General features: G+C 30.6%; 15 protein-coding genes, 12 tRNA genes and 2 rRNA genes. 2 read left to right on the top strand and 27 right to left on the bottom strand.

The features are described 5' to 3' along the window. Positions 1-270: 270 nt before the first annotated feature. The 6 genes from BN2409_RS08665 to uvrC all read right to left on the bottom strand — a co-directional run bounded on the left by BN2409_RS08665 (position 271) and on the right by uvrC (position 5,810). Entirely contained in the window at positions 271-984 is a 714-nt protein-coding gene (locus BN2409_RS08665) for a metallophosphoesterase family protein (protein ID WP_053956260.1), read from the bottom strand. 12 nt (positions 985-996) lie between these two features. After that, positions 997-1,233 (bottom strand): thioredoxin family protein, encoded by a 237-nt coding sequence (locus tag BN2409_RS08660; protein WP_053956259.1) that lies wholly within the window; start codon positions 1,231-1,233, stop codon positions 997-999. Positions 1,234-1,342: 109 nt separating this feature from the next. Next, positions 1,343-2,347, bottom strand: a complete 1,005-nt coding sequence (locus tag BN2409_RS08655) for a permease (RefSeq protein WP_334291712.1) — start codon at positions 2,345-2,347, stop codon at positions 1,343-1,345. Next, positions 2,340-2,651, bottom strand: coding sequence for an ArsR/SmtB family transcription factor (locus tag BN2409_RS08650; RefSeq protein ID WP_053956258.1), 312 nt, complete (start codon positions 2,649-2,651; stop codon positions 2,340-2,342). Before BN2409_RS08650 ends, BN2409_RS08655 begins: the two co-directional genes overlap by 8 nt. A gap of 360 nt (positions 2,652-3,011) precedes the next feature. Continuing rightward, complete coding sequence (gene hprK / locus BN2409_RS08645; protein WP_053956257.1) at positions 3,012-3,938, bottom strand: HPr(Ser) kinase/phosphatase; 927 nt, start codon at positions 3,936-3,938, stop codon at positions 3,012-3,014. Then, positions 3,939-5,810, bottom strand: coding sequence for an excinuclease ABC subunit UvrC (uvrC, locus tag BN2409_RS08640; protein WP_053956256.1), 1,872 nt, complete (start codon positions 5,808-5,810; stop codon positions 3,939-3,941). 189 nt (positions 5,811-5,999) lie between these two features. Between uvrC and BN2409_RS08635 the strand changes: the two genes are divergently transcribed. Next, positions 6,000-6,545: a hypothetical protein gene (locus BN2409_RS08635; protein ID WP_053956255.1), complete on the top strand. Its 546-nt coding sequence runs from the start codon at positions 6,000-6,002 to the stop codon at positions 6,543-6,545. A gap of 123 nt (positions 6,546-6,668) precedes the next feature. Here BN2409_RS08635 and BN2409_RS08630 read toward each other — a convergent pair whose 3' ends face one another. From BN2409_RS08630 to uvrB, 3 genes are all read right to left on the bottom strand, one after another. Continuing rightward, positions 6,669-7,571, bottom strand: coding sequence for a protease complex subunit PrcB family protein (locus tag BN2409_RS08630; protein ID WP_053956254.1), 903 nt, complete (start codon positions 7,569-7,571; stop codon positions 6,669-6,671). Positions 7,572-7,669: 98 nt separating this feature from the next. Then, the gene (gene uvrA / locus BN2409_RS08625) at positions 7,670-10,504 is read right to left on the bottom strand and encodes an excinuclease ABC subunit UvrA (protein ID WP_053956253.1); all 2,835 of its coding nucleotides are present in this window, start codon (positions 10,502-10,504) and stop codon (positions 7,670-7,672) included. Positions 10,505-10,517: 13 nt separating this feature from the next. Further along, positions 10,518-12,494 (bottom strand): excinuclease ABC subunit UvrB, encoded by a 1,977-nt coding sequence (gene uvrB, locus BN2409_RS08620; RefSeq protein WP_053956252.1) that lies wholly within the window; start codon positions 12,492-12,494, stop codon positions 10,518-10,520. Positions 12,495-13,078: 584 nt separating this feature from the next. On the opposite strand from uvrB, the gene BN2409_RS08615 reads away from it, so the two are divergent. Next, positions 13,079-14,095: a sensor domain-containing diguanylate cyclase gene (locus BN2409_RS08615; RefSeq protein WP_207642561.1), complete on the top strand. Its 1,017-nt coding sequence runs from the start codon at positions 13,079-13,081 to the stop codon at positions 14,093-14,095. Between the two features lies 1 nt (position 14,096). Here BN2409_RS08615 and BN2409_RS08610 read toward each other — a convergent pair whose 3' ends face one another. The 18 genes from BN2409_RS08610 to BN2409_RS08525 form a co-directional block, all read right to left on the bottom strand. Beyond that, positions 14,097-15,194: a PDZ domain-containing protein gene (locus tag BN2409_RS08610; RefSeq protein ID WP_053956250.1), complete on the bottom strand. Its 1,098-nt coding sequence runs from the start codon at positions 15,192-15,194 to the stop codon at positions 14,097-14,099. A 93-nt stretch (positions 15,195-15,287) separates the two neighbouring features. Next, entirely contained in the window at positions 15,288-16,514 is a 1,227-nt protein-coding gene (locus tag BN2409_RS08605) for a S41 family peptidase (RefSeq protein WP_053956249.1), read from the bottom strand. Between the two features lie 128 nt (positions 16,515-16,642). Further along, positions 16,643-17,479: an aminotransferase class IV gene (locus tag BN2409_RS08600; RefSeq protein ID WP_053956248.1), complete on the bottom strand. Its 837-nt coding sequence runs from the start codon at positions 17,477-17,479 to the stop codon at positions 16,643-16,645. A 45-nt stretch (positions 17,480-17,524) separates the two neighbouring features. Further along, positions 17,525-18,454, bottom strand: coding sequence for a DMT family transporter (locus BN2409_RS08595; protein WP_053956247.1), 930 nt, complete (start codon positions 18,452-18,454; stop codon positions 17,525-17,527). Positions 18,455-18,556: 102 nt separating this feature from the next. Next, a tRNA-Phe gene (locus BN2409_RS08590) sits at positions 18,557-18,632 on the bottom strand. Positions 18,633-18,648: 16 nt separating this feature from the next. Further along, positions 18,649-18,725, bottom strand: a tRNA-Ile gene (locus BN2409_RS08585). A gap of 4 nt (positions 18,726-18,729) precedes the next feature. Then, positions 18,730-18,806, bottom strand: a tRNA-Pro gene (locus tag BN2409_RS08580). 17 nt (positions 18,807-18,823) lie between these two features. Continuing rightward, positions 18,824-18,899 (bottom strand) — tRNA-Trp (locus BN2409_RS08575). A 25-nt stretch (positions 18,900-18,924) separates the two neighbouring features. Then, positions 18,925-19,000: transfer RNA gene (locus tag BN2409_RS08570), tRNA-Lys, on the bottom strand. 7 nt (positions 19,001-19,007) lie between these two features. Next, positions 19,008-19,083 (bottom strand) — tRNA-Gln (locus BN2409_RS08565). A gap of 5 nt (positions 19,084-19,088) precedes the next feature. Further along, positions 19,089-19,165: transfer RNA gene (locus BN2409_RS08560), tRNA-Arg, on the bottom strand. Between the two features lie 6 nt (positions 19,166-19,171). Beyond that, positions 19,172-19,245 (bottom strand) — tRNA-Gly (locus BN2409_RS08555). 7 nt (positions 19,246-19,252) lie between these two features. Next, positions 19,253-19,327: transfer RNA gene (locus tag BN2409_RS08550), tRNA-Thr, on the bottom strand. Positions 19,328-19,338: 11 nt separating this feature from the next. Next, positions 19,339-19,415 (bottom strand) — tRNA-Asp (locus BN2409_RS08545). Between the two features lie 5 nt (positions 19,416-19,420). Further along, a tRNA-Glu gene (locus BN2409_RS08540) sits at positions 19,421-19,495 on the bottom strand. A gap of 7 nt (positions 19,496-19,502) precedes the next feature. Continuing rightward, positions 19,503-19,579, bottom strand: a tRNA-Met gene (locus BN2409_RS08535). Positions 19,580-19,585: 6 nt separating this feature from the next. After that, positions 19,586-19,702, bottom strand: a 5S ribosomal RNA gene (rrf, locus tag BN2409_RS08530). 40 nt (positions 19,703-19,742) lie between these two features. Then, positions 19,743-19,902 (bottom strand): 23S ribosomal RNA (locus BN2409_RS08525); the annotation flags it as partial.

Genomic DNA, 19,902 nt, shown 5'->3' with positions numbered 1-19,902 from the left:
TAATTTTTTTTATTTTCAGTTTATTATTTTTAGATTTTTTTGCTGAAATACTTTAAATTTATTTTTCTTGCTTTTTTTTTCCATAAATAAATTGTATGCCTATTTGAAATTTATGTCAAATTTTGTTTTATTTTTAACAAGTTTGCTTATTCCATTTGCTCTTCATGATCCTTCAAAATTTTCTAAAATTTGACATGAAGATTCACATATATAATTTTGTAAAGAATAAAATATGGGTAAAAATTAAATTTTTACCCATATCATAAATACTTACGATATTCCTTTTCTTATTTTTTGCGCAAATTCATTTGGAATTTCACTATCCTCTATAGCTTGAGCCATTTTTTCATAATCATAAATCACTTCAATAATCTTGGTTGTTATATGACTTTCCTCTATACCTATAATCATATACGTAGCATTTGGATTTCCGTGCTTTGGTTTACCTACACTTCCTGCATTGATCACATCTAAACCATTGATTTTTTTATAAAAGGGTTTATGAGTATGGCCACACACCATAATATCTGCATGAACCATATCTGCAATTTCTTCTAATTCTTTAGCGTCTTCATAAAGATATTCATTATTTCTTCTAGGACTTCCATGTACAAGTAAGATCTTACGCCCTTTTACTTGAAGTTCTATTCTTTGAGGCAATGCTCTCAGCCAACTTTTGTTTTCTTCTGTTGTATTTTCTTGTGTCCAATATAAAGATTTTGTTCCCAATGCCATAGATTCATCATCTTTATAATCACATCCACAGGCAAACAACTCTTCTCCTACACTTTGGTCATAATTTCCTTGTACAGTAGGAATATTTCTTTCTCTGATTAAATGAATCACTTCATTTGGAAAAGGACCATATCCTACTAAATCTCCTAAACAATAGATACAATCTACTCCTTTGTTTTTTATATCTTTAAGGACTGCTTCTAATGCAAAGATATTAGAATGAATATCTGTAATCATAGCTATACGCATAATGGATCCATCCTACTTTTGAATTAGTTTTTTAATTTCATTAGGTTTAGCTACTTTTCCCATGATCTTTACTTGTTCATCTACTACTAATGCAGGAGTTTTCATCACTCCATATTTCATAATACTTGGAATATCTTCTACTTTTTCAATGGTTACATTTTCTAATCCTAACTCTTTTACAGCTTCTTTTGCATTTTCTTCTAATTTTTTGCAATTTGCACAACCACTTCCTAAAATTTTAATATTCATTTAAAACCCTCCTATTTAAGTTTATTTTTAGCTTGTTGCAAAATTATATACCCTACATAGGGATCGTTCTTTATTTTAAAATTACTCAAAATTTACTTTTTATCCTTCTTTATACCAATAGATGTGCTACTACATTAAATAAATACCCAACAAAAATAATTCCTATTCCTGTAATAATTACAAAAGCTTTGATTAATTTTGGTTTGATTATTTTTCTTAAAAGAATAATTTCTGGTAGGGATAAAGCTGTAACTGCCATCATAAAAGATAGAGCTGTACCAATTCCTACTCCTTTATTGATAAGAGCCTCAGCAATAGGAATCGTTCCTAAAGCATTAGAATAAAGGGGTATACCAAACACTACAGCTACAATTACTGCAAATGGATTATTAGGACCTGCATATTTTGCAAGAAGTGGTGCTGGAGCCCATCCATGAATAAAAGCCCCAATCCCAATACCTATAATCAAATAAATCCATATTCTTTTTACAATGTCTACTACATTATCTATTGCAAATTGAAATCTTTCTTTACGATTTAATTCATCGATTGCTACTTCACCCATTTGTATTTCATATACATATTCTTCCACTTCTTTTTCTAAATGAAGTCCTCCTATGACCAATCCTCCAACCACACCTACTACTACTCCTGTAATCACATAAACTACTGCAACCTTTACTCCAAATGAAGCCAAAAGTATTGCAAAAGCTGCCTCATTTACAATAGGTGATGTAATTAAAAAGGAAAAAGTAAGTCCTAATGGAACTCCAGCTTCCACAAACCCTATAAAAATAGGAACAGATGAACAAGAACAAAATGGAGTCACAATTCCCAAAAGAGATGCCATAATATTTCCTGTAATTCCACTAAATCTACTTAATATTTTTTTTGTTTTTTCAGGAGGAAAATAGCTTCTAATATAAGATATTACAAAAATCATAATGCTAAGCAAAATAATAATCTTAATAGTATCATAGATAAAAAAATGTATACTTAAACCTAAATTTGTATTCATAGAAATACCAAATACATTTTCCACTAATTTTTGAACCAACTGATCTAACCATGAAAACTTAAATATTTCAGTAATCCATTTTAACAATTTAATCACCCCTTATTTGTTTTGTAAGATTTTTTATTTCTTTTTCAACAATCTTTTCAACAATATCAATCAATTGAACAACTTCTTCACTCTTAATACTATAATTAACTCGTAACCCATCTTTTTCTTGCATCAATATATTTGCCTCTTTTAAAATCTTTAAATGCTGTGAAAGATTAGATTGGCTAAAATCAATATCTTCATTAAGTTCACAGACACATAATGTTCCTTTTAATAATTTTTTTACTATTTTTAACCTAGTTGGATGAGCTAACGCTTTTAATACTTTTACCTGCATATTATTTATATCCATCCTATTTCACCTCTTTTTATATGAAATCATGATTTATTCTTAATAACTATATTAGAATATCCTAATATAGTTATTAACTAATATGGTATTCTTTTTTTATTTATTTGTCAATACTTTAAATAAAAAGCAGGAGTTACCTCCTGCTTCAGACTGAATACAAACTATACTTTAGCAAAGTCATAAAAATAAGGAATATTTATTGAGAATTTGTGAAAATATAGAATAGGTAAGAAAATGCTTAGCATTACACTGTCTGAGCATAGCGAGTTTGTAATGCTATTTTCGATCGTTTCTATATATTTTCCAAATTTAAAAATTAGTGACGTTTTTTATGACTTTGTCTATAAGTTAAAGCAGGAGTTACCTCCTGCTTTTTTGTGCAATCTCTACAAATCTTTCATTTAATATTTCTGCTGCATTGTATCCCATTCTTTTTTGTCTATGATTTCTTGCTGCTGCTTCTATGATAATAGCTAAATTTCTTCCTGGCTTAATAGGAATCGTTAGTTTATACACATCTACTCCTAAAATTTCTACAAACTCCTCATCAATTCCTAATCGATCATATTGTTTTTCTGGATTCCAGTTCTCCATTTCTATCACTAGTTCAATGGTTTTTTTATCTCTCACTGCTCCTACTCCATAAAGATGCTGAATATCTAATATGCCAATACCTCTTAATTCCATAAAATGCTTTGTAAGCTCTGGTGCAGTTCCTTGCAAAGAATTGTTATCTGTTTTTTTAATCTCTACTGCATCATCTGCTACCAATCTATGTCCTCTTTTGATGAGTTCTAGTGCTGTTTCACTTTTCCCGATACCACTTTCTCCTATAATTAAAATCCCTATTCCATACACATCTACTAATACTCCATGTCTAGTAATTACAGGAGCTAATTTATCATCTAAATAATTGGTAAGCTGACTCATAAATTTTGTGGTACTTACTTCTGTTCTTAATAAATGTCTTTTAAATTTTTTAGCTGCTTCTAAGCATTCCTCATGAACCTCCATATTTCTTGCAATAATCATACATGGAATATGATGCGAAAATAATCTTTCCACTCTTTTTGTTCTTATATCATGATTCAATATATTAAAATATTCCCACTCTACCATCCCTATGACTTGTACTCTTTCATAAGCAAAATATTGATAAAATCCAGCTAATTGAAGACCTGGTCTATTAATTTCACTCACATCGATTCGAACATCTGACTCATCTGGCTCATAAATTACTTCTAGATTTAAATCTTCAATCATATCATCAATGGTTACATACTCCATCTATTTATCTACTCCTTTTTCATTTTTAAAATAATTTTTTATATTTTGTGCAGCTCTTTGGTTCATTCCCTCTACTTGAGACAATTCATCTAAAGAAGCTTCTTTAATTCTTTTTACTGATCCAAAATGCTTCAAAAGCACCTTTTTTCTTTTTTCTCCAATTTCAGGTATTTCTTCTAATATAGACTGAGTCATAGTTTTTCCTCTTAAGCTTTTATGATAAGTAATAGCAAATCTATGAGTCTCCTCTTGTATTTTACCTATAAACTGAAATACATCCTTTTTTTCATAAATAGATAAAAGCTCATCTTCATAAAATAAATCCCTTGTTCTATGGTAATCATCCTTTACCATTCCTGCTGTAGGAATAGAAATCCCTAGTGCATATAAAACTTGTAATACTGCATGTACATGTCCTTGTCCACCATCTATTAATAATAAATCTGGAAACTTAGAAAATTTACCTAAATCATCTATAATTCCTTTTTCTTTCATATTTTCTTTTTCTTCTAAGCCTCTTTTAAATCTTCTATAGATAACCTCCTGCATACTTCCATAGTCATTAGGCCCTTCTATTGTTTTTATTTTAAACCTTCTATAATCACTATACTTTGGTTTTCCATTTTCAAATACTACCATAGAAGCCACAGAATGAACTCCTTGTATATTAGAAATATCAAAGGATTCAATTCTAAAGGGAGGATTTTTAAGACCTAAACATTTTCCTAAAAGGTTCATAGCTCCTTCACTTTTTTCTCTATCTCTTATTAATTTTTCTCTAAATTGTTCTAAAACTTCTACTGCATTTTTATATACCAAATCTAATAATGCTTTTTTCTCACCCCTTTGTGGATGTCTAATCATAACTTTTTCATCTTTTTTTGTAGAAAGCCATCTACTGATTAATTCTTCATCTTCTATTTTTTCATCTATTAAAATTTCTTTAGGAACAAAGGCAACTTCTGCATAAAATTGCTTGATAAACGCACTCATAATTTCCTCTCTACTCTCTTCTTTTCCATCCATCATATAATGTTCTCTTCCTATGAGTTTTCCACCTCTCACAAAGAAAATCATTACACATACATCTTCTACCCCTTTTGCCATTGCAATCAAATCTTGATCTACCTCTGAAGATGAAACAATTTTTTGTTTTTCCATAATGCTATGAATAGCACTTATTTGATCTCTATACTCTGCTGCTTTTTCAAAATTCATATCTGATGCTGCTTCTTTCATTTTTTCTTCTATCTTTTTTTCTAAAGCTTCATATTTTCCACTTAAAAACAATATAATTTCATCAATCATTTTCATATATTGTTGATCCTCTATATTTCCTGTACAAGGACCTATACATTTATGAATATGAAAATTTAAACAAGGCCGATCCTTATTTTTTTCAATATTTTTATTACAACTTCTAATAGGATACAACGTCTTTAACATTTCAATGGTTTGATTGACTGCTCCTACATGAATATAAGGCCCAAAATACTTGGCTTTATCTTTGACAATTCTTCTTGTCTTTAAAATCCTTGGATACTTCTCTCCTAATGTCACTTTAATATAAGGATACTGCTTGTCATCACGAAGTAAAATATTATATTTAGGTCTATGCTTTTTAATCAAATTACTCTCTAGAATCAATGCCTCTACTTCTGAATCCGTAATGATATATTCAAACTCACATATATTAGAAACCATAGCCACTACCTTTGGAGCATGATTTTTAGAGGACTGAAAATATTGCCTCACTCTATTTTTTAATGAAATTGCTTTTCCTACATAAATAATTTCATCTTTTTTATCCTTCATCAAATAAACACCAGGCTTGTCTGGTAGCTTTTTTAGTTGTTCTTTTATGTCAAACATTTTTTCCTCTCATTTCTTTGATAAAATTCCTTTCATAACATTTCTATCATAATAGTATATCAGATTCATTCCATCTTTAACGCAAATATACACAAGAAAAATAGTGTTCCCTATTTACAATAAAATATGTATAGTTTTTTAATTTATTGTTCATACTTACAATATCACATTTGTCAAGGAGGATTATTTATGAAAGGTTTATTTAAAAGAAGTTTCATCATTTTTATCTTATTTATTTTTACAACTTCTATAGGTTTAGCAAAAGAAAATATTCAGATCATAAAAGCTCATTTAAAAAACACAAATATTATAATCAATCATGAAAATCAATCCTTAAATACCATCTACTATAAAGATCATCTATATATTCCTATTACCCTTTTATCGGAAAAGTTAAACTGCACAAGCACCTACAATAATCATACATTGACTTTAAAAAACAATTTTGTATTTGAAGATTTTCCTGATTGTAATCCCTACAAAGGAGAAAACTTTATCTATGGTGAAATATTAAAAATAGATCAAAAAAATAAGACATTCACTATAGAGCAACATTTTGATGACAATAGTATCTTAATAGAACCAAATATCACTATTTCTGAAAATGTAATCATTATTCTTCAAAGAAACGATAAAAAAATGAATTTAGATTTTGATGATTTGAAAATTGGAGATCTCGTAGGAGTCGTGTTAAATCAACAAAATATTGCCCGGGGAATCATTCTTACAAATTAATTTGTTAAAAAATCTTTTTTGAAAGGTTCCTATGTATTAAAAAAGAGCAAAATAAAAGAGTTATATTCTCTAATTTTGCTCTTTTTTGTCTCAATCATAAGCTTTAGAGTTGGATATATATTTTTAATCTTTATAGATCATGTCAAATTCATAAGTACCTACACCTAAATCCTTTTTATTGACTTCTATTTTTATCATTTGTGATGTGAGTACTTGTGCTGAAAATACATTTGAATCTGGTTTTTCAACACGAATATAAATATTAAATATTCCATTTTTATTTTTTTCAATTTTATCTACATCTATATCATATCCAGGTGTTGGAAAAGATTGAACAATGGTGATATTTACTTTTTCTTTTCCTTCATCTATTATCATATCATTTTTCATATAATTATTTGTACTTTGTTTGTCTATAATATGAAATGGAATTTTATGATCTATCACTTTTAATTCACCTTCTAATCTTTCTAATAATAAAATAGCTTGTATTTGGGTCATTTTTTCATTCGGTCTAAATGTATAATCTGCATAGCCACTAACCCAACCGTAATGATAAGCTTCTAAGATTGATTCTTTATATTGTGTTTCTAATACATTCAAATCTATAAATGGATTTTGAATATTTGTAGTATCTTTTATCTCCTTTTCTTGTCTATATACATCTACCATCCATCTTATTGCTGTTTTACGATCTAATGCTTTATGGATATGTACTTGATCTTTTTGTATTATTTTTTTAGAAACAAAATACTCTATAGCATCTGTATAACTTTTGGGATATTCTTTATTTAAAATACTATATAAAGAACAAATAAATTTTTCCTCATAAATTTCTTCATCAGGTTTTAATATAAAATGATTTTGATCATATAAATATTGGCAATGTGCTTTTATAAAATCTTGTTTTATTAATTTTTCAGCCCAGTGACCTTTTAATACTTCATTAGAATTTGCAAAACCAAAAAGAGCACTACCCATACTGATACAAATACTAACAAATAGAATCCATCTATATCTTTTCAAAATCACCACTCCCCTTTGTTTAAATAGATACCAAAGTCATAAAAAGCGAAACATTTATCGAGAATAAAGTGACGTTTTTTATGACTTTGATTGAAACTTTATAAAAGTTTTTCTTTTTCGAAAATCTTCTTTAGATAAACACCTGTATGAGAATTAGAAATTTCTACAATTTCTTCTGGAGTTCCAACCCCTACAATTTGACCTCCTCGATCTCCTCCATCTGGTCCTAAATCAATTATATAATCACAAGCTTTTATCACATCTAAATTATGTTCAATAACTAATACTGTATTTCCTGTATCCACAAGTTTATTTAAAACGCCTATAAGTTTATGAATATCTGCTACATGAAGTCCTGTTGTAGGTTCATCTAGTATATATAATGTTTTACCTGTACTTCTTTTACTAAGCTCTGTTGCAAGCTTTACCCTTTGAGCTTCTCCGCCTGATAATTGAGTAGAAGGTTGTCCTAGCTTTATATATCCAAGACCTACTTCATACAAAGTCTCTAATTTTCTTTTAATAGATGGCACATTTTCAAAAAAAGTCAATGCTTCTTCTACTGTCATATCCAATACATCTGATATGGTTTTTCCTTTGTATTTTACCTCTAATGTCTCTCTATTGTATCTTTTTCCTTTACATACATCACAAGGTACATAAACATCAGGAAGAAAATGCATCTCAATTTTTATAATTCCATCTCCCTTACATGCCTCACATCTTCCACCCTTTACATTAAAACTAAATCTTCCTTTTTGATATCCTCTCATTTTAGCTTCTGGAACCTTTGAAAACAAATCTCTGATAAAATCAAATACCCCTGTATAAGTAGCAGGATTAGATCTTGGAGTTCTTCCGATAGGAGATTGATCAATATCTATTACTTTATCTATATTTTCAATACCTTTTATTTCCTTATGCTTTCCTGGTCTACTCTTTGCTCTATGAAGATCCATAGCGAGCTTTTTATAAAAAATCTCATTGACTAAAGTACTTTTTCCAGATCCAGATACACCTGTTACACAAGTAAAAACCCCAAGTGGAAAAGCTACATCTATATTTTTTAAATTATTTTCTTGTGCTCCTATAACTTTTAACCACTTTCCATTTGGCTTTCTTCTCTCTTTTGGAATCTCTATTTTCTTCTTTCCTGATAAATATTGACCTGTAATAGACGCATCGCAATTTTTAATATCCTCTATAGTACCAGCTGCTATAATGTTTCCTCCATGTTCTCCTGCTCCTGGTCCTATATCTATAATATAATCTGCCGCATACATAGTGTCTTCATCATGTTCTACTACAATAAGGGTATTTCCTATATCAGATAAACTTCTTAATGTTTTAATAAGCTTGTCATTATCTTTTTGATGAAGTCCTATACTTGGTTCATCTAATATATAAAGTACTCCTACTAATCTTGAACCAATTTGAGTTGCTAAACGAATCCTTTGAGACTCTCCTCCTGATAAAGTAGCGGCAGCCCTTGATAAAGTTAAATAATCTAATCCTACATCTACTAAAAATCCTAGTCGTTCATTAATTTCTTTTAAAATTTGGCTGGCAATGATTTTTTTCTTTTCTGAAAGATGAATATTTCTAAAAAAATCCAAAGCTTCTCTAATTGAAAACTCTGTTACCTGTGAAATATTTTTTCCTTCTATTTTTACAGATAAAACCTCTGGTTTAAGTCTTGCTCCATGGCAATCATCACAAGAAATAAAACTCATATATTCTTCTATCTTTTCTCTCATATAATCTGAATTTGTCTCTTTATATCTTCTCGTTAGATTATTGATCACCCCTTCAAAAGGAGCTTTATAAGTTTTTTGCCCTCCGAATTTACTTTCATAGGTAAAGGTAAGAATTTTTTGTGTACCATATAATACTTCTTCTAGAAATTTTTTAGGAAGATCTTTTATAGAAACCCCTAAATCTACATCATGCTCTTTGGCAAGTGATTCAATCATTTCAAAATAATACGTTCCTTCACTAGCATTTGCCATAGGTGCAATTCCACCTTCTTTGATGCTTAAAGATGGATTTGGAATCACTAAATCTTTATCCACCTTTTGCAGATACCCTATTCCATTACAATGAGAACATGCTCCATAAGGACTGTTAAAAGAAAACATTCTTGGTTCTAATTCTTCAATTCCTATTCCATGCTCAGGACAAGAAAATTTGGTACTAAAGGTTAAATCTTCTCCATCTATAATATTTACTACTACCAAACCATCTGATAGTTGAAGAGTTGTCTCAATAGAATCTGCAAGTCTATTTTCTATTCCATCTTTTACAATAATTCGATCAATCACAACCTCAATGGTATGCTTTTTATTTTTTTCAAGTGTGATTTCTTCTTGCAACTCTTTGATTTCACCATCTACCCGTACACGTACATATCCTTCTTTTCTTATTTTTTCTAAAACCTTTACATGCTCTCCTTTTCTTCCCCTTACAATAGGTGCTAAAATTTGAATCTTTGTTCTTTCAGATAATGTCATAATTTGATCTACAATTTGATCTATAGTTTGTTGTTCTATTTCTATTCCACAAATAGGACAATGAGGAGTACCTACCCTTGCAAATAAAAGTCTTAAATAATCATAAACCTCCGTTACAGTTCCTACAGTAGATCTTGGATTTTTATTGGTAGTCTTTTGATCTATAGAAATAGCAGGAGATAACCCTTCTATCAAATCTACATCAGGCTTTTCCATTTGTCCTAAAAATTGTCTCGCATAAGCAGATAAACTCTCTACATATCTTCTTTGTCCTTCTGCATAAATGGTATCAAAAGCTAAAGAAGATTTTCCAGAACCACTAAGTCCAGTCATGACAACAAATTGATCTCTTGGAATTTCTATATCTATATTTTTTAAATTATGCTCTCTAGCACCTTTTACAAATATACTATTTTGTCCCATTCTTTCACCTCAATTAAAGCTGTTCCTTAAGCTTTATAATTTTATCTCTAAGTTGAGCTGCTCTTTCAAATTGTAAGTTTTCTGCAGCTTCCTTCATTTCTACTTCAAGATTTTTAATGAATTTTTCTATTTCTTCTTGACTCATTTGATTTACATCTTTTTTCATTCCATATTGAACATCTTCCTCTGCTACCTTTGTAGCCTCAATAACATCTCTTACTTTTTTCACAATTCCCTTAGGTGTAATATTATGATCTTTATTGTATTTTTGTTGAATCTCTCTTCTTCTATTAGTTTCATCTATAGCTTTTTTCATAGAATCTGTTATTTTATCTGCATACATAATCACTTTTCCATCTATATTTCTAGCCGCTCTTCCTATGGTTTGAATTAAAGATGTTTCAGAACGCAAGAAACCTTCTTTATCTGCATCTAAAATAGCAACTAAAGACACTTCAGGTATATCTAGTCCCTCTCTTAAAAGGTTAATTCCAACTAATACATCAAATACACCTAGCCGTAGGTCTCTTATAATTTCCATTCTCTCAATAGTATCTATATCTGAATGAAGATATCTTACCTTAATCCCCACTTCTTTAAAATAAGAAGTCAAATCTTCAGCCATTTTTTTAGTAAGAGTTGTAATCAGTACTCTTTGCTTTTTATCTACTACATGATGAATTTCTTCTATTAAATCATCAATTTGTCCATGAATAGGTCTTACATCTATCATAGGATCAATAAGTCCTGTAGGTCTTATAATTTGTTCTACTACATTTTGTTGATGCTCCTTTTCATAAGGACCAGGTGTTGCACTTACATAAATAATTTGATGAACCAATTCTTCAAACTCATTAAAATTCAGAGGTCTATTGTCATAAGCAGAAGGAAGCCTAAAGCCATATTCTACTAGATTTCCTTTTCTCGATTGATCTCCTGCATACATACCTCGAATCTGTGGAATAGTTACATGGGATTCATCTATCAGAATTAAAAAGTCATCTGGAAAATAATCTATCAGTGTAAATGGCTTACTTCCTGCTGGTCTTTGAGAAATATGTCTTGAATAATTTTCAATTCCTTGACAAAATCCTACTTCCCTTAGCATTTCTATATCATACATAGTCCTTTGCTGAATCCTTTGAGCCTCTATCAATTTCTCATTTTCTTTAAAGTGCTTTACTCGATCATATAATTCTTCTTCTATGTCTACAATAGCTCTTTCAAGCTTTTCTTTTGTAGTTACATAGTGAGAAGCTGGAAAAATGGATATATGCTTTCTAAGTCCTATTATTTCTCCTGTCAAAGTATTTATTTCTGTAATTCGATCGATTTCATCTCCAAACAATTCCACTCTTATAGCATTTTCTGAAGATCCAGCAGGAAAAATCTCTACCACATCTCCTCTTACTCTAAAAGTTCCTCTTATAAAATTTACATCATTTCTTATATATTGTATTTCAACTAATTTTTTTAAAATTTCATCTCTACTCTTTATAATTCCTGGTCTTAATGATAACACTTGATTTTCATAATCAATAGGGTCTCCCAATCCATATATACAAGATACACTTGCTACAATAATCACATCTTTTCTTTCAAATAAAGCTGCTGTTGCTGAGTGGCGAAGCTTGTCTATCTCATCATTAATCTGCGCATCTTTTTCTATATAAGTATCCGTATGAGCTACATAAGCTTCTGGTTGATAATAATCATAATAACTCACAAAATATTCTACTGCATTTTCTGGAAAGAATTCCTTGAATTCACTGCAAAGTTGAGCAGCCAGTGTCTTATTATGAGCAATGACTAAAGTAGGCTTTTGAACTTTCTCGATCACATTGGCCATGGTAAAAGTTTTTCCTGAACCTGTAACTCCTAAGAGAGTTTGATGCTTTATGCCTTGTTTGATTCCATTACTTAAAGACTCAATAGCCCTTGGCTGATCCCCTGTTGGTCTATATTCTGATGCAATTTTAAATTGATTCATACTAAAAACCTCTCAATCTATATCCATTTCCTTTATACTATACCTAATTTTTTTGTTTATAAACATATTTTTTCCAAACATTTGTTCGTGATTTTATTATATCTTTCTCTATTATTTTCGTCAATCTATTCCTTTTTTAGATGTTTAAAGTTTATATTGTAAAAAATAGTATATTTTTACTATAGACATTTTTTGTTTTACTTAAATACTTTTTTATAAAACATTTTCAATTATTTATGAATAGTATATAATAAAAAGATAGAACATATTTTAGTAATAATACCCTTTTTATTCTAATAATGATAATATTTCTACAAATATGCAATTGTTGTTAGAAAAATTTTGATATATCAATAAAATTGTAGGTGAATTCTGTGATAAATAAAAGCAAAAAAGTAAATTTTTATTTTTTTATTTTGCTTGTAAGTATTCCTTTCATATTACATTATTTTTTTTATTTCTTAGGTAACTGTTTACCTTTTTTCTATCCTGTAATACTATCTTTAATTATTGGATGTATCTGTTTTTATTACTATACGATCAATCAAAGAATAATAAGCACACATCTACAAACCACTAAAGAAATGCAAAAATATAATGAAATGAAAGATATCATACTTCAAATTAGTAATTCTATTGTTTCCATTGAAAATATGGAAGAATTATTAAGACTCTTTGTAAATAGTATGGTACAAGTAATTGATAAAGCAGATACAGCAAGCATTTTAATAAAAAATGAAGATAATCTATTTGAATTTAAAGCAGTACATGGATTTAATTTAGAAGAACTTTCAAAAGTTAAATTATCTTCTGAAGAACTTTTTTTAGGACATCATCAAAATTACAAATCTATTATTATACCAAACCCTGATCATTTTAATTATGAAAAGATGTCCTCCAAAAATTACAATCTATTAAAAAATGCAAAGGTATTACAAATTAAATCTACTATGCGTATGCCTATTCTCATTGATAACCAAGTATATGGAATTGTCAATATAGATAATATTTCTCATGATGGCATTTTTAATGAAGAAGATATTGCCATATTAGAATATTTAACAGGGCAATTAGCAGTTGCTATAAAAAATCTACTTCTTTTTGAAAAAACTTTATTTTTATCTAGATACGACGGTCTTACTCATCTTTATCATAGACATTATTTTGATGAACTTTTTAATAATATCTATCAACGTGCACTAAGATATAATGAACAATTTTGTCTATGTATGATCGATTTAAATAATCTTAAAAAAATTAATGACGTATATGGACATTTAGCAGGAGACTTAGCCATACAACATTTTGCAGATATCCTAAAAAATAATGTTCGATCTTCTGATGTATTAGGAAGATTTGGAGGAGATGAATTTGTACTCATATTTTTAAATTCCAATTTAAAACAGACTCAGAAAAAAATAGAATTTATTTTTCAAAAAATCAGTGAAAATCCTCTTACTTATGATCAAAATAAATTTTTTGTAGATTTTAGCTTTGGAATAGCTGAATTTCCTAAAGATTCTACAGATCATAAGGAACTATTCAAAATTGCAGATTCTCGTATGTATAAAAATAAAAGTAACAAAAAAAACCGTATGTAGCTTAAGAACATACGGTTTTTTTCAATTTTGTATACTTACCTATGAATCTTCTTAAAATTCCCTTTTCTTCATCTATATCAAATACAAAGGATGTATTTTTTGGTATCACTAAAATATCTAAGTTTTTTATTTTATGTTGTGAATCTTTATATTCTAAAATCTTCATTTTACCATGTAAATCTATAGCCTTTATAGAGAGTTTATAAAGACCATCTTGTAACAGCTTTTGTATATGACTTTTATCATATACAATTCGTCCATTCATAGTTAAAATAATATCTCCTCTTTCAAAACCTATTTTCTCTCCTACTCCTCCTTTATATAAATCAAGTACAGTAACTCCTTTGCTATGACTTCTAAAAACAGGTATCTTTTTTTTCTCATTCCTTTGTCCATACACAATAAGGATCTCATGGCCTATAGGAGCAAATAAAGCTGCAATAAATTTTATACCATAAATATTTCTTGATAAAATAGCTAAAATCAGTAAACTTATACTGTACACAAATAACCTTTTTCCAGATTTTTTGCACTTTTCTTTTGGAATTTCCCCTAAAGCTAAATCTCCATATCCTAAAGCAGCTATACAAAATGCAGGAAAAAATATTATTGGAATAGGCCAAAATCTCTGCATCATATATCCACCTATAATTCCATATTTTTCATCGTCTATTAAGATAGGAATGGCCTCTTTATCTCCATCAAAGTAAATTAAAATACTTTCAATCAAATGAAAAATTGCAATAATCTCCATAATACTTGGTACATCTATCCTTGGGAACCCAAAAATTAAGCTTCCTAAAGATAACAATCCCCCTGAATAAGAAAAACATATATATCTAGGATGAATGAGCATAAGAATGATCGATAAAGGAAGAACATATATAAAATTCATAAAGTTGATAACCGTCCCTAACTGAAGTATGATTACGCTTCCTAAAATTCCTCCTAATAAACCTATCCCTATTGCATAAAATAACATATGCTTTACACCATGAGATCTTCCTATAATTTTTTTTCTTCTTTTATAAATTTTTTTATATTGTATACATAAAAGAATGAAAATAAACAAAAATGAAGGCTGTAAAAAATAATTCAAAGCATCACCTCCTTATATAACAAAAGCGTCCATAAACTTTTGGACGCTTTTCAATTCACTATTCATTTTTCCCATATTTTTCATATTCTAAACTTATTTCTTTATTTTTTCTTCTAAAACCTCTACAGCCTTTTGTAACTGTACATCTTCCTCATAAGTAATAAGATATAATTTTTCTTCTAATTCTTTTGGAAGGGGTACTTCAATATCTGGAGCAATTCCTTTTCCATGGATATAAGTCCCATTTGGTGTAAAATATTGAGCTGTAGTCAATCTAAAACCTGAACCATCCTTTAATCCTTGAATTTGTTGTACAAGTCCTTTTCCAAAGGTAGTCGTTCCTATTAACTCACCTGATTTTGTATCTTGTACAGCTCCAGATAAAATTTCAGAGGCACTAGCACTGCCTTTATTAACCAATAATACAAAAGGATAATTTACATGATCTTTATTAGATTTTTTATATTCTTTCTTGCCAGCTCTATCCATTGTATATACAATGGTTTGTTCTCCTAACAATCGATCTGCTACTTTTACACATTCATCCAATAATCCTCCTGGATTATTTCTTAAATCAATAACCAATCCTTTTATATTTTGATCTTCTAATTCTTTTAATCTTTTTAAGAAGTCCTCTGAAGTATGTTCATCAAACATGCTCATACGAATATAACCTATATGATCCTTTAACATCTTTGTAGATACAGTTTGAGATCTTACTTTTTCTCTTGTGATTACAACATCTACCGGATCTTTACTTCCTTTTTTAAGAACAGTCAAGGTAACCTTTGTACCTTCTTTTCCTTTTATTTTTGTAACAGCTTGATCTAATCTTTCTGCAATAACACCTTCTCCATCCACTCCTATAATCTTATCTCCAGGCTTTAGACCTGCTTGATCCCCAGGAGAGCCTTGAAAAGGTTCTACTACAGTAATGAGTCCATCCTCTCCTGGAGTCATAATGACACCAATTCCACCATAATAGTTTCCTTCTGTGTGTTCCATAAATGTAGCAAACTCTGCTTTATCCATATACTGTGAATATGGATCTTCTAATGAAGCAAACAATCCTCTAATAAGCCAATCCTCAAAGTTTGCTTCATTGACTGGTTTATAATAATTTTCATTAATATATTCCTTAAGTCCTAACATTTTTCCATAAGTTTTGTTTAAGTCTTTATAGTATGTATAATCTCTTTTTGAAATTACTACTTTATCTCCTACTGTCAATCCTACAATATTGCTTACAGTAAAAGTAAAAATTCCCGTTATCAATACTAATATGATTGCTCCTGTTATGGCTCGTTTTTTACTTATCATATTTTCTTCACCTCAATACTTTATTTTACATCCATATATTATTCCTTTGCCATCTTGAATATCACAAAATCTTTTTTCACATCATATCACCTATTTAAGTCTTTGTAAATGTATAAAGTGCCAAGAATTTATTTGGCACTTTTGCTTTGAAGATATTTGTTCATTTCTTCTATGTATCCACTTCCTATTTTTTCAATAATAGGATCATGAACTGAATTCATATGATCATCTCCTATACTTTCAATAGGTAACACATTCACAGAAGTTCCAGACATAAAAGCTCCTTGCAAAGTAGGGATTTCACTTTCATTAATAGACTTTTCTATTACTTCTATTCCTAAACTTTTGCAAACCTCCATAATCTTATTTCTAGTCACTCCTAATAAAACATTTTTCCCTAAAGCTGTATAAACCTTACTATTTTTTACAAAAAACATATTAGAACGACTTCCTTCTGTAATAGATCCATCTTCGTTTACAAGAATTGCTTCAAAAGCATTTTCTTTTTCTAAAAGTTCTTTTACCCTTTCTTTAAACGAAGTATTGAGTACCTTTGCATTAGGATTTTTTCTCTCTGAATGATACAAAACTGTATGAATTCCTTTCTCATACACCTCTTTTTCTGGATAATAGCTTTGAATCAAATAAGTGAAAAAATCTTGCTTTTCTTTTTCCAAATTGGTACAAAGAAGTTTTACATTTATATTTTTACAATCATTCATTAAAACCAATTGAAGAATTTCCTTTTCTATTTCTTCATCAGACTTATGTACCTCTTGATTTAAAATATTTGCTGATTTTCTTAATCTTTCTAAATGTTCTTCTAAAAAAAGAGGAATACCATCAATAATTCGAATAACCTCATAAATCATAGACGAAGAAATTTCTTCAAACGGATGGATTTCTTCTGTTTTATATACTTCTTCATTATAAATATAGTAACTTAAAAAAGCCTCTGGTTTCATTTGCTCACCCCTACTTAATATATTCTTATTCTATTATATTCCATTTTATGATGCTCTTCCAGACCTCTTTCCCAAAGATATTTTCATATTATTTAGTGATACTCCTATAATAATTCCTATTCCTCCTAAAAGAGTAAATATACTAAGATCTTCTTGAAACATAACCATAGAAACAATAGAAGTCACTAATGGATTGATATAATTAAAAACAGCCGTTCTAGAAGCTCCAATTTCTTTAATTCCTATATACCATCCATAATACCCTATAACTGTACAAGTAATAGCTAAATATAGTGCACCTAAAATATTTTTTATACTTAGTTTTGAAATAACATAAATAAAAGAAACAGGCGATAAAGAATTAGGAATCAATATAATAGGAATTAAAAGTACAAGGGATGCCGTATTAATATGAGCAATCGCAATAAAAGGATCATACTTTTCTAGTATGCTCTTTGACCCAATAGAAAATGCAGCCATCATCCCTGCATCCAAAATCATTAAAAAATCTCCAAATAAAGTTTTACTTTTAAAAAGACCTCCTAATTGACCTTTTGTAATGATTGCCAATATCCCTATAAAACATAACATCATACCTAGTATTCTATAAATATTTAATTCTTCCTTTAAAAAAATTGTCCCATAAACTGCAATTATAATAGGAGCAATTCCTACAATTAAAGAAGCATTTACTGTACTTGTAAAATGTAGCGCTGTATATTGTACAATAAAATATCCTATAAATCCCATAAATCCTAAATACATCATATACGGAAAATCTTCTTTATGTAATTTTCTTTTTTCTGGTTCCATTCTCCTTAAAATAAAGAAAAAAGCAATTGCTGCAAAAAAAATTCTCAAAAATAAAAAATGAGCAGGTGCTAAATCCCCCATTCCTACCTTTGCTGTAGCAAAAGAAGTTCCCCAAAAAATCACTGCTACAATTAATAAACTATATACCTTTTTTGTACTCATAATTTCCTCCTATAATACTATACACATATTTATCATACCATATAAAATATCCTTACATACAAAGAAATAGCAAGCATATATATTATGCTTGCTATTTCTTCATGGTGCCCAGAGGCGGAATCGAACCACCGACACGGGGATTTTCAGTCCCCTGCTCTACCGACTGAGCTATCTGGGCAAATATATATTTAAAATGGTGGGCTTGGGAGGACTCGAACCTCCGACCTCACGCTTATCAGGCGTGCGCTCTAACCACCTGAGCTACAAGCCCAAAATGGTCGGGGTGGCAGGATTTGAACCCGCGGCCCTCTGGTCCCAAACCAGATGCGCTACCAAACTGCGCTACACCCCGATATTTATGTAAAACATTGGCAGGGGCAGAAGGACTTGAACCCTCGGCACGTGGTTTTGGAGACCACTGCTCTACCAACTGAGCTATACCCCTCCGATGTGAATCAAGAAAAACATAATGGTGACCCATCCGCGGCTCGAACGCGGGACACCTTGATTAAAAGTCAAGTGCTCTACCTACTGAGCTAATGGGTCAAATTCATGGCTGGGGTAGCAGGACTCGAACCTACGCATGCCAGAGTCAAAGTCTGGTGCCTTACCGACTTGGCTATACCCCATTATATGGCGGGTCCACAGGGATTCGAACCCCGGACACACGGCTTAGAAGGCCGTTGCTCTATCCAACTGAGCTATGAACCCATAAATTGGAGCGGATGATGGGAATCGAACCCACGCTACCAGCTTGGAAGGCTGGAGTTCTACCATTGAACTACATCCGCATATATATGGAGCTGGCGAAGGGAATCGAACCCCCAACCTGCTGATTACAAGTCAGCTGCTCTACCGTTGAGCCACACCAGCTAATATAAAATTGGCGACTCGGAAGGGGCTCGAACCCTCGACCTCCAGCGTGACAGGCTGGCATTCTAACCAACTGAACTACCGAGCCAAAATTGGTGACCCATCCGAGAATCGAACTCGGGTTACCGCCGTGAAAGGGCGGTGTCTTGACCGCTTGACCAATGGGCCTTAATAATGGTAGCGGCGAGTGGACTTGAACCACCGACCTTCCGGGTATGAACCGGACGCTCTAGCCAACTAAGCTACGCCGCCACATCAAACCAGCGACGACCTACTCTCCCAGGGCGCTACCGCCCAAGTACCATCAGCGCTGAGGAGCTTAACTTCTGTGTTCGATATGGGAACAGGTGTAGCCTCCTCGCTATTGTCACTGGATAAGATACAAATGTACCTTCAAAATTAAACAATGCAAAATCTGGTCAAGTCCTCGACCGATTAGTACCTATCAGCTAAAGACATTGCTGCCCTTACACCCTAGGCCTATCAACCAGATGGTCTATCTGGGGTCTTACCTTAAAAAGTGGGAAATCTCATCTTGAGGGAGGCTTCGCGCTTAGATGCCTTCAGCGCTTATC

The sequence above is a fragment of the Inediibacterium massiliense genome, assembly GCF_001282725.1.
In the GTDB taxonomy this organism is placed as follows: domain Bacteria; phylum Bacillota; class Clostridia; order Peptostreptococcales; family Thermotaleaceae; genus Anaerophilus; species Anaerophilus massiliensis.
Note: the sequence above shows the minus strand (reverse complement) of the source record. Positions and strands in the feature narration are given on the sequence as shown.

Coding starts and splice junctions, on each gene's coding strand:
- hprK (WP_053956257.1), bottom strand. CDS start 3,938: ATGGAGTATGTAACCATTGATGATATGATTGAAGATTTAAATCTAGAA.
- BN2409_RS08650 (WP_053956258.1), bottom strand. CDS start 2,651: ATGGATATAAATAATATGCAGGTAAAAGTATTAAAAGCGTTAGCTCAT.
- BN2409_RS08635 (WP_053956255.1), top strand. CDS start 6,000: ATGAAAGGTTTATTTAAAAGAAGTTTCATCATTTTTATCTTATTTATT.
- BN2409_RS08660 (WP_053956259.1), bottom strand. CDS start 1,233: ATGAATATTAAAATTTTAGGAAGTGGTTGTGCAAATTGCAAAAAATTA.
- uvrC (WP_053956256.1), bottom strand. CDS start 5,810: ATGTTTGACATAAAAGAACAACTAAAAAAGCTACCAGACAAGCCTGGT.
- uvrB (WP_053956252.1), bottom strand. CDS start 12,494: ATGAATCAATTTAAAATTGCATCAGAATATAGACCAACAGGGGATCAG.
- BN2409_RS08605 (WP_053956249.1), bottom strand. CDS start 16,514: ATGATAAGTAAAAAACGAGCCATAACAGGAGCAATCATATTAGTATTG.
- BN2409_RS08600 (WP_053956248.1), bottom strand. CDS start 17,479: ATGAAACCAGAGGCTTTTTTAAGTTACTATATTTATAATGAAGAAGTA.
- uvrA (WP_053956253.1), bottom strand. CDS start 10,504: ATGGGACAAAATAGTATATTTGTAAAAGGTGCTAGAGAGCATAATTTA.
- BN2409_RS08615 (WP_207642561.1), top strand. CDS start 13,079: ATGCAAAAATATAATGAAATGAAAGATATCATACTTCAAATTAGTAAT.
- BN2409_RS08665 (WP_053956260.1), bottom strand. CDS start 984: ATGCGTATAGCTATGATTACAGATATTCATTCTAATATCTTTGCATTA.
- BN2409_RS08595 (WP_053956247.1), bottom strand. CDS start 18,454: ATGAGTACAAAAAAGGTATATAGTTTATTAATTGTAGCAGTGATTTTT.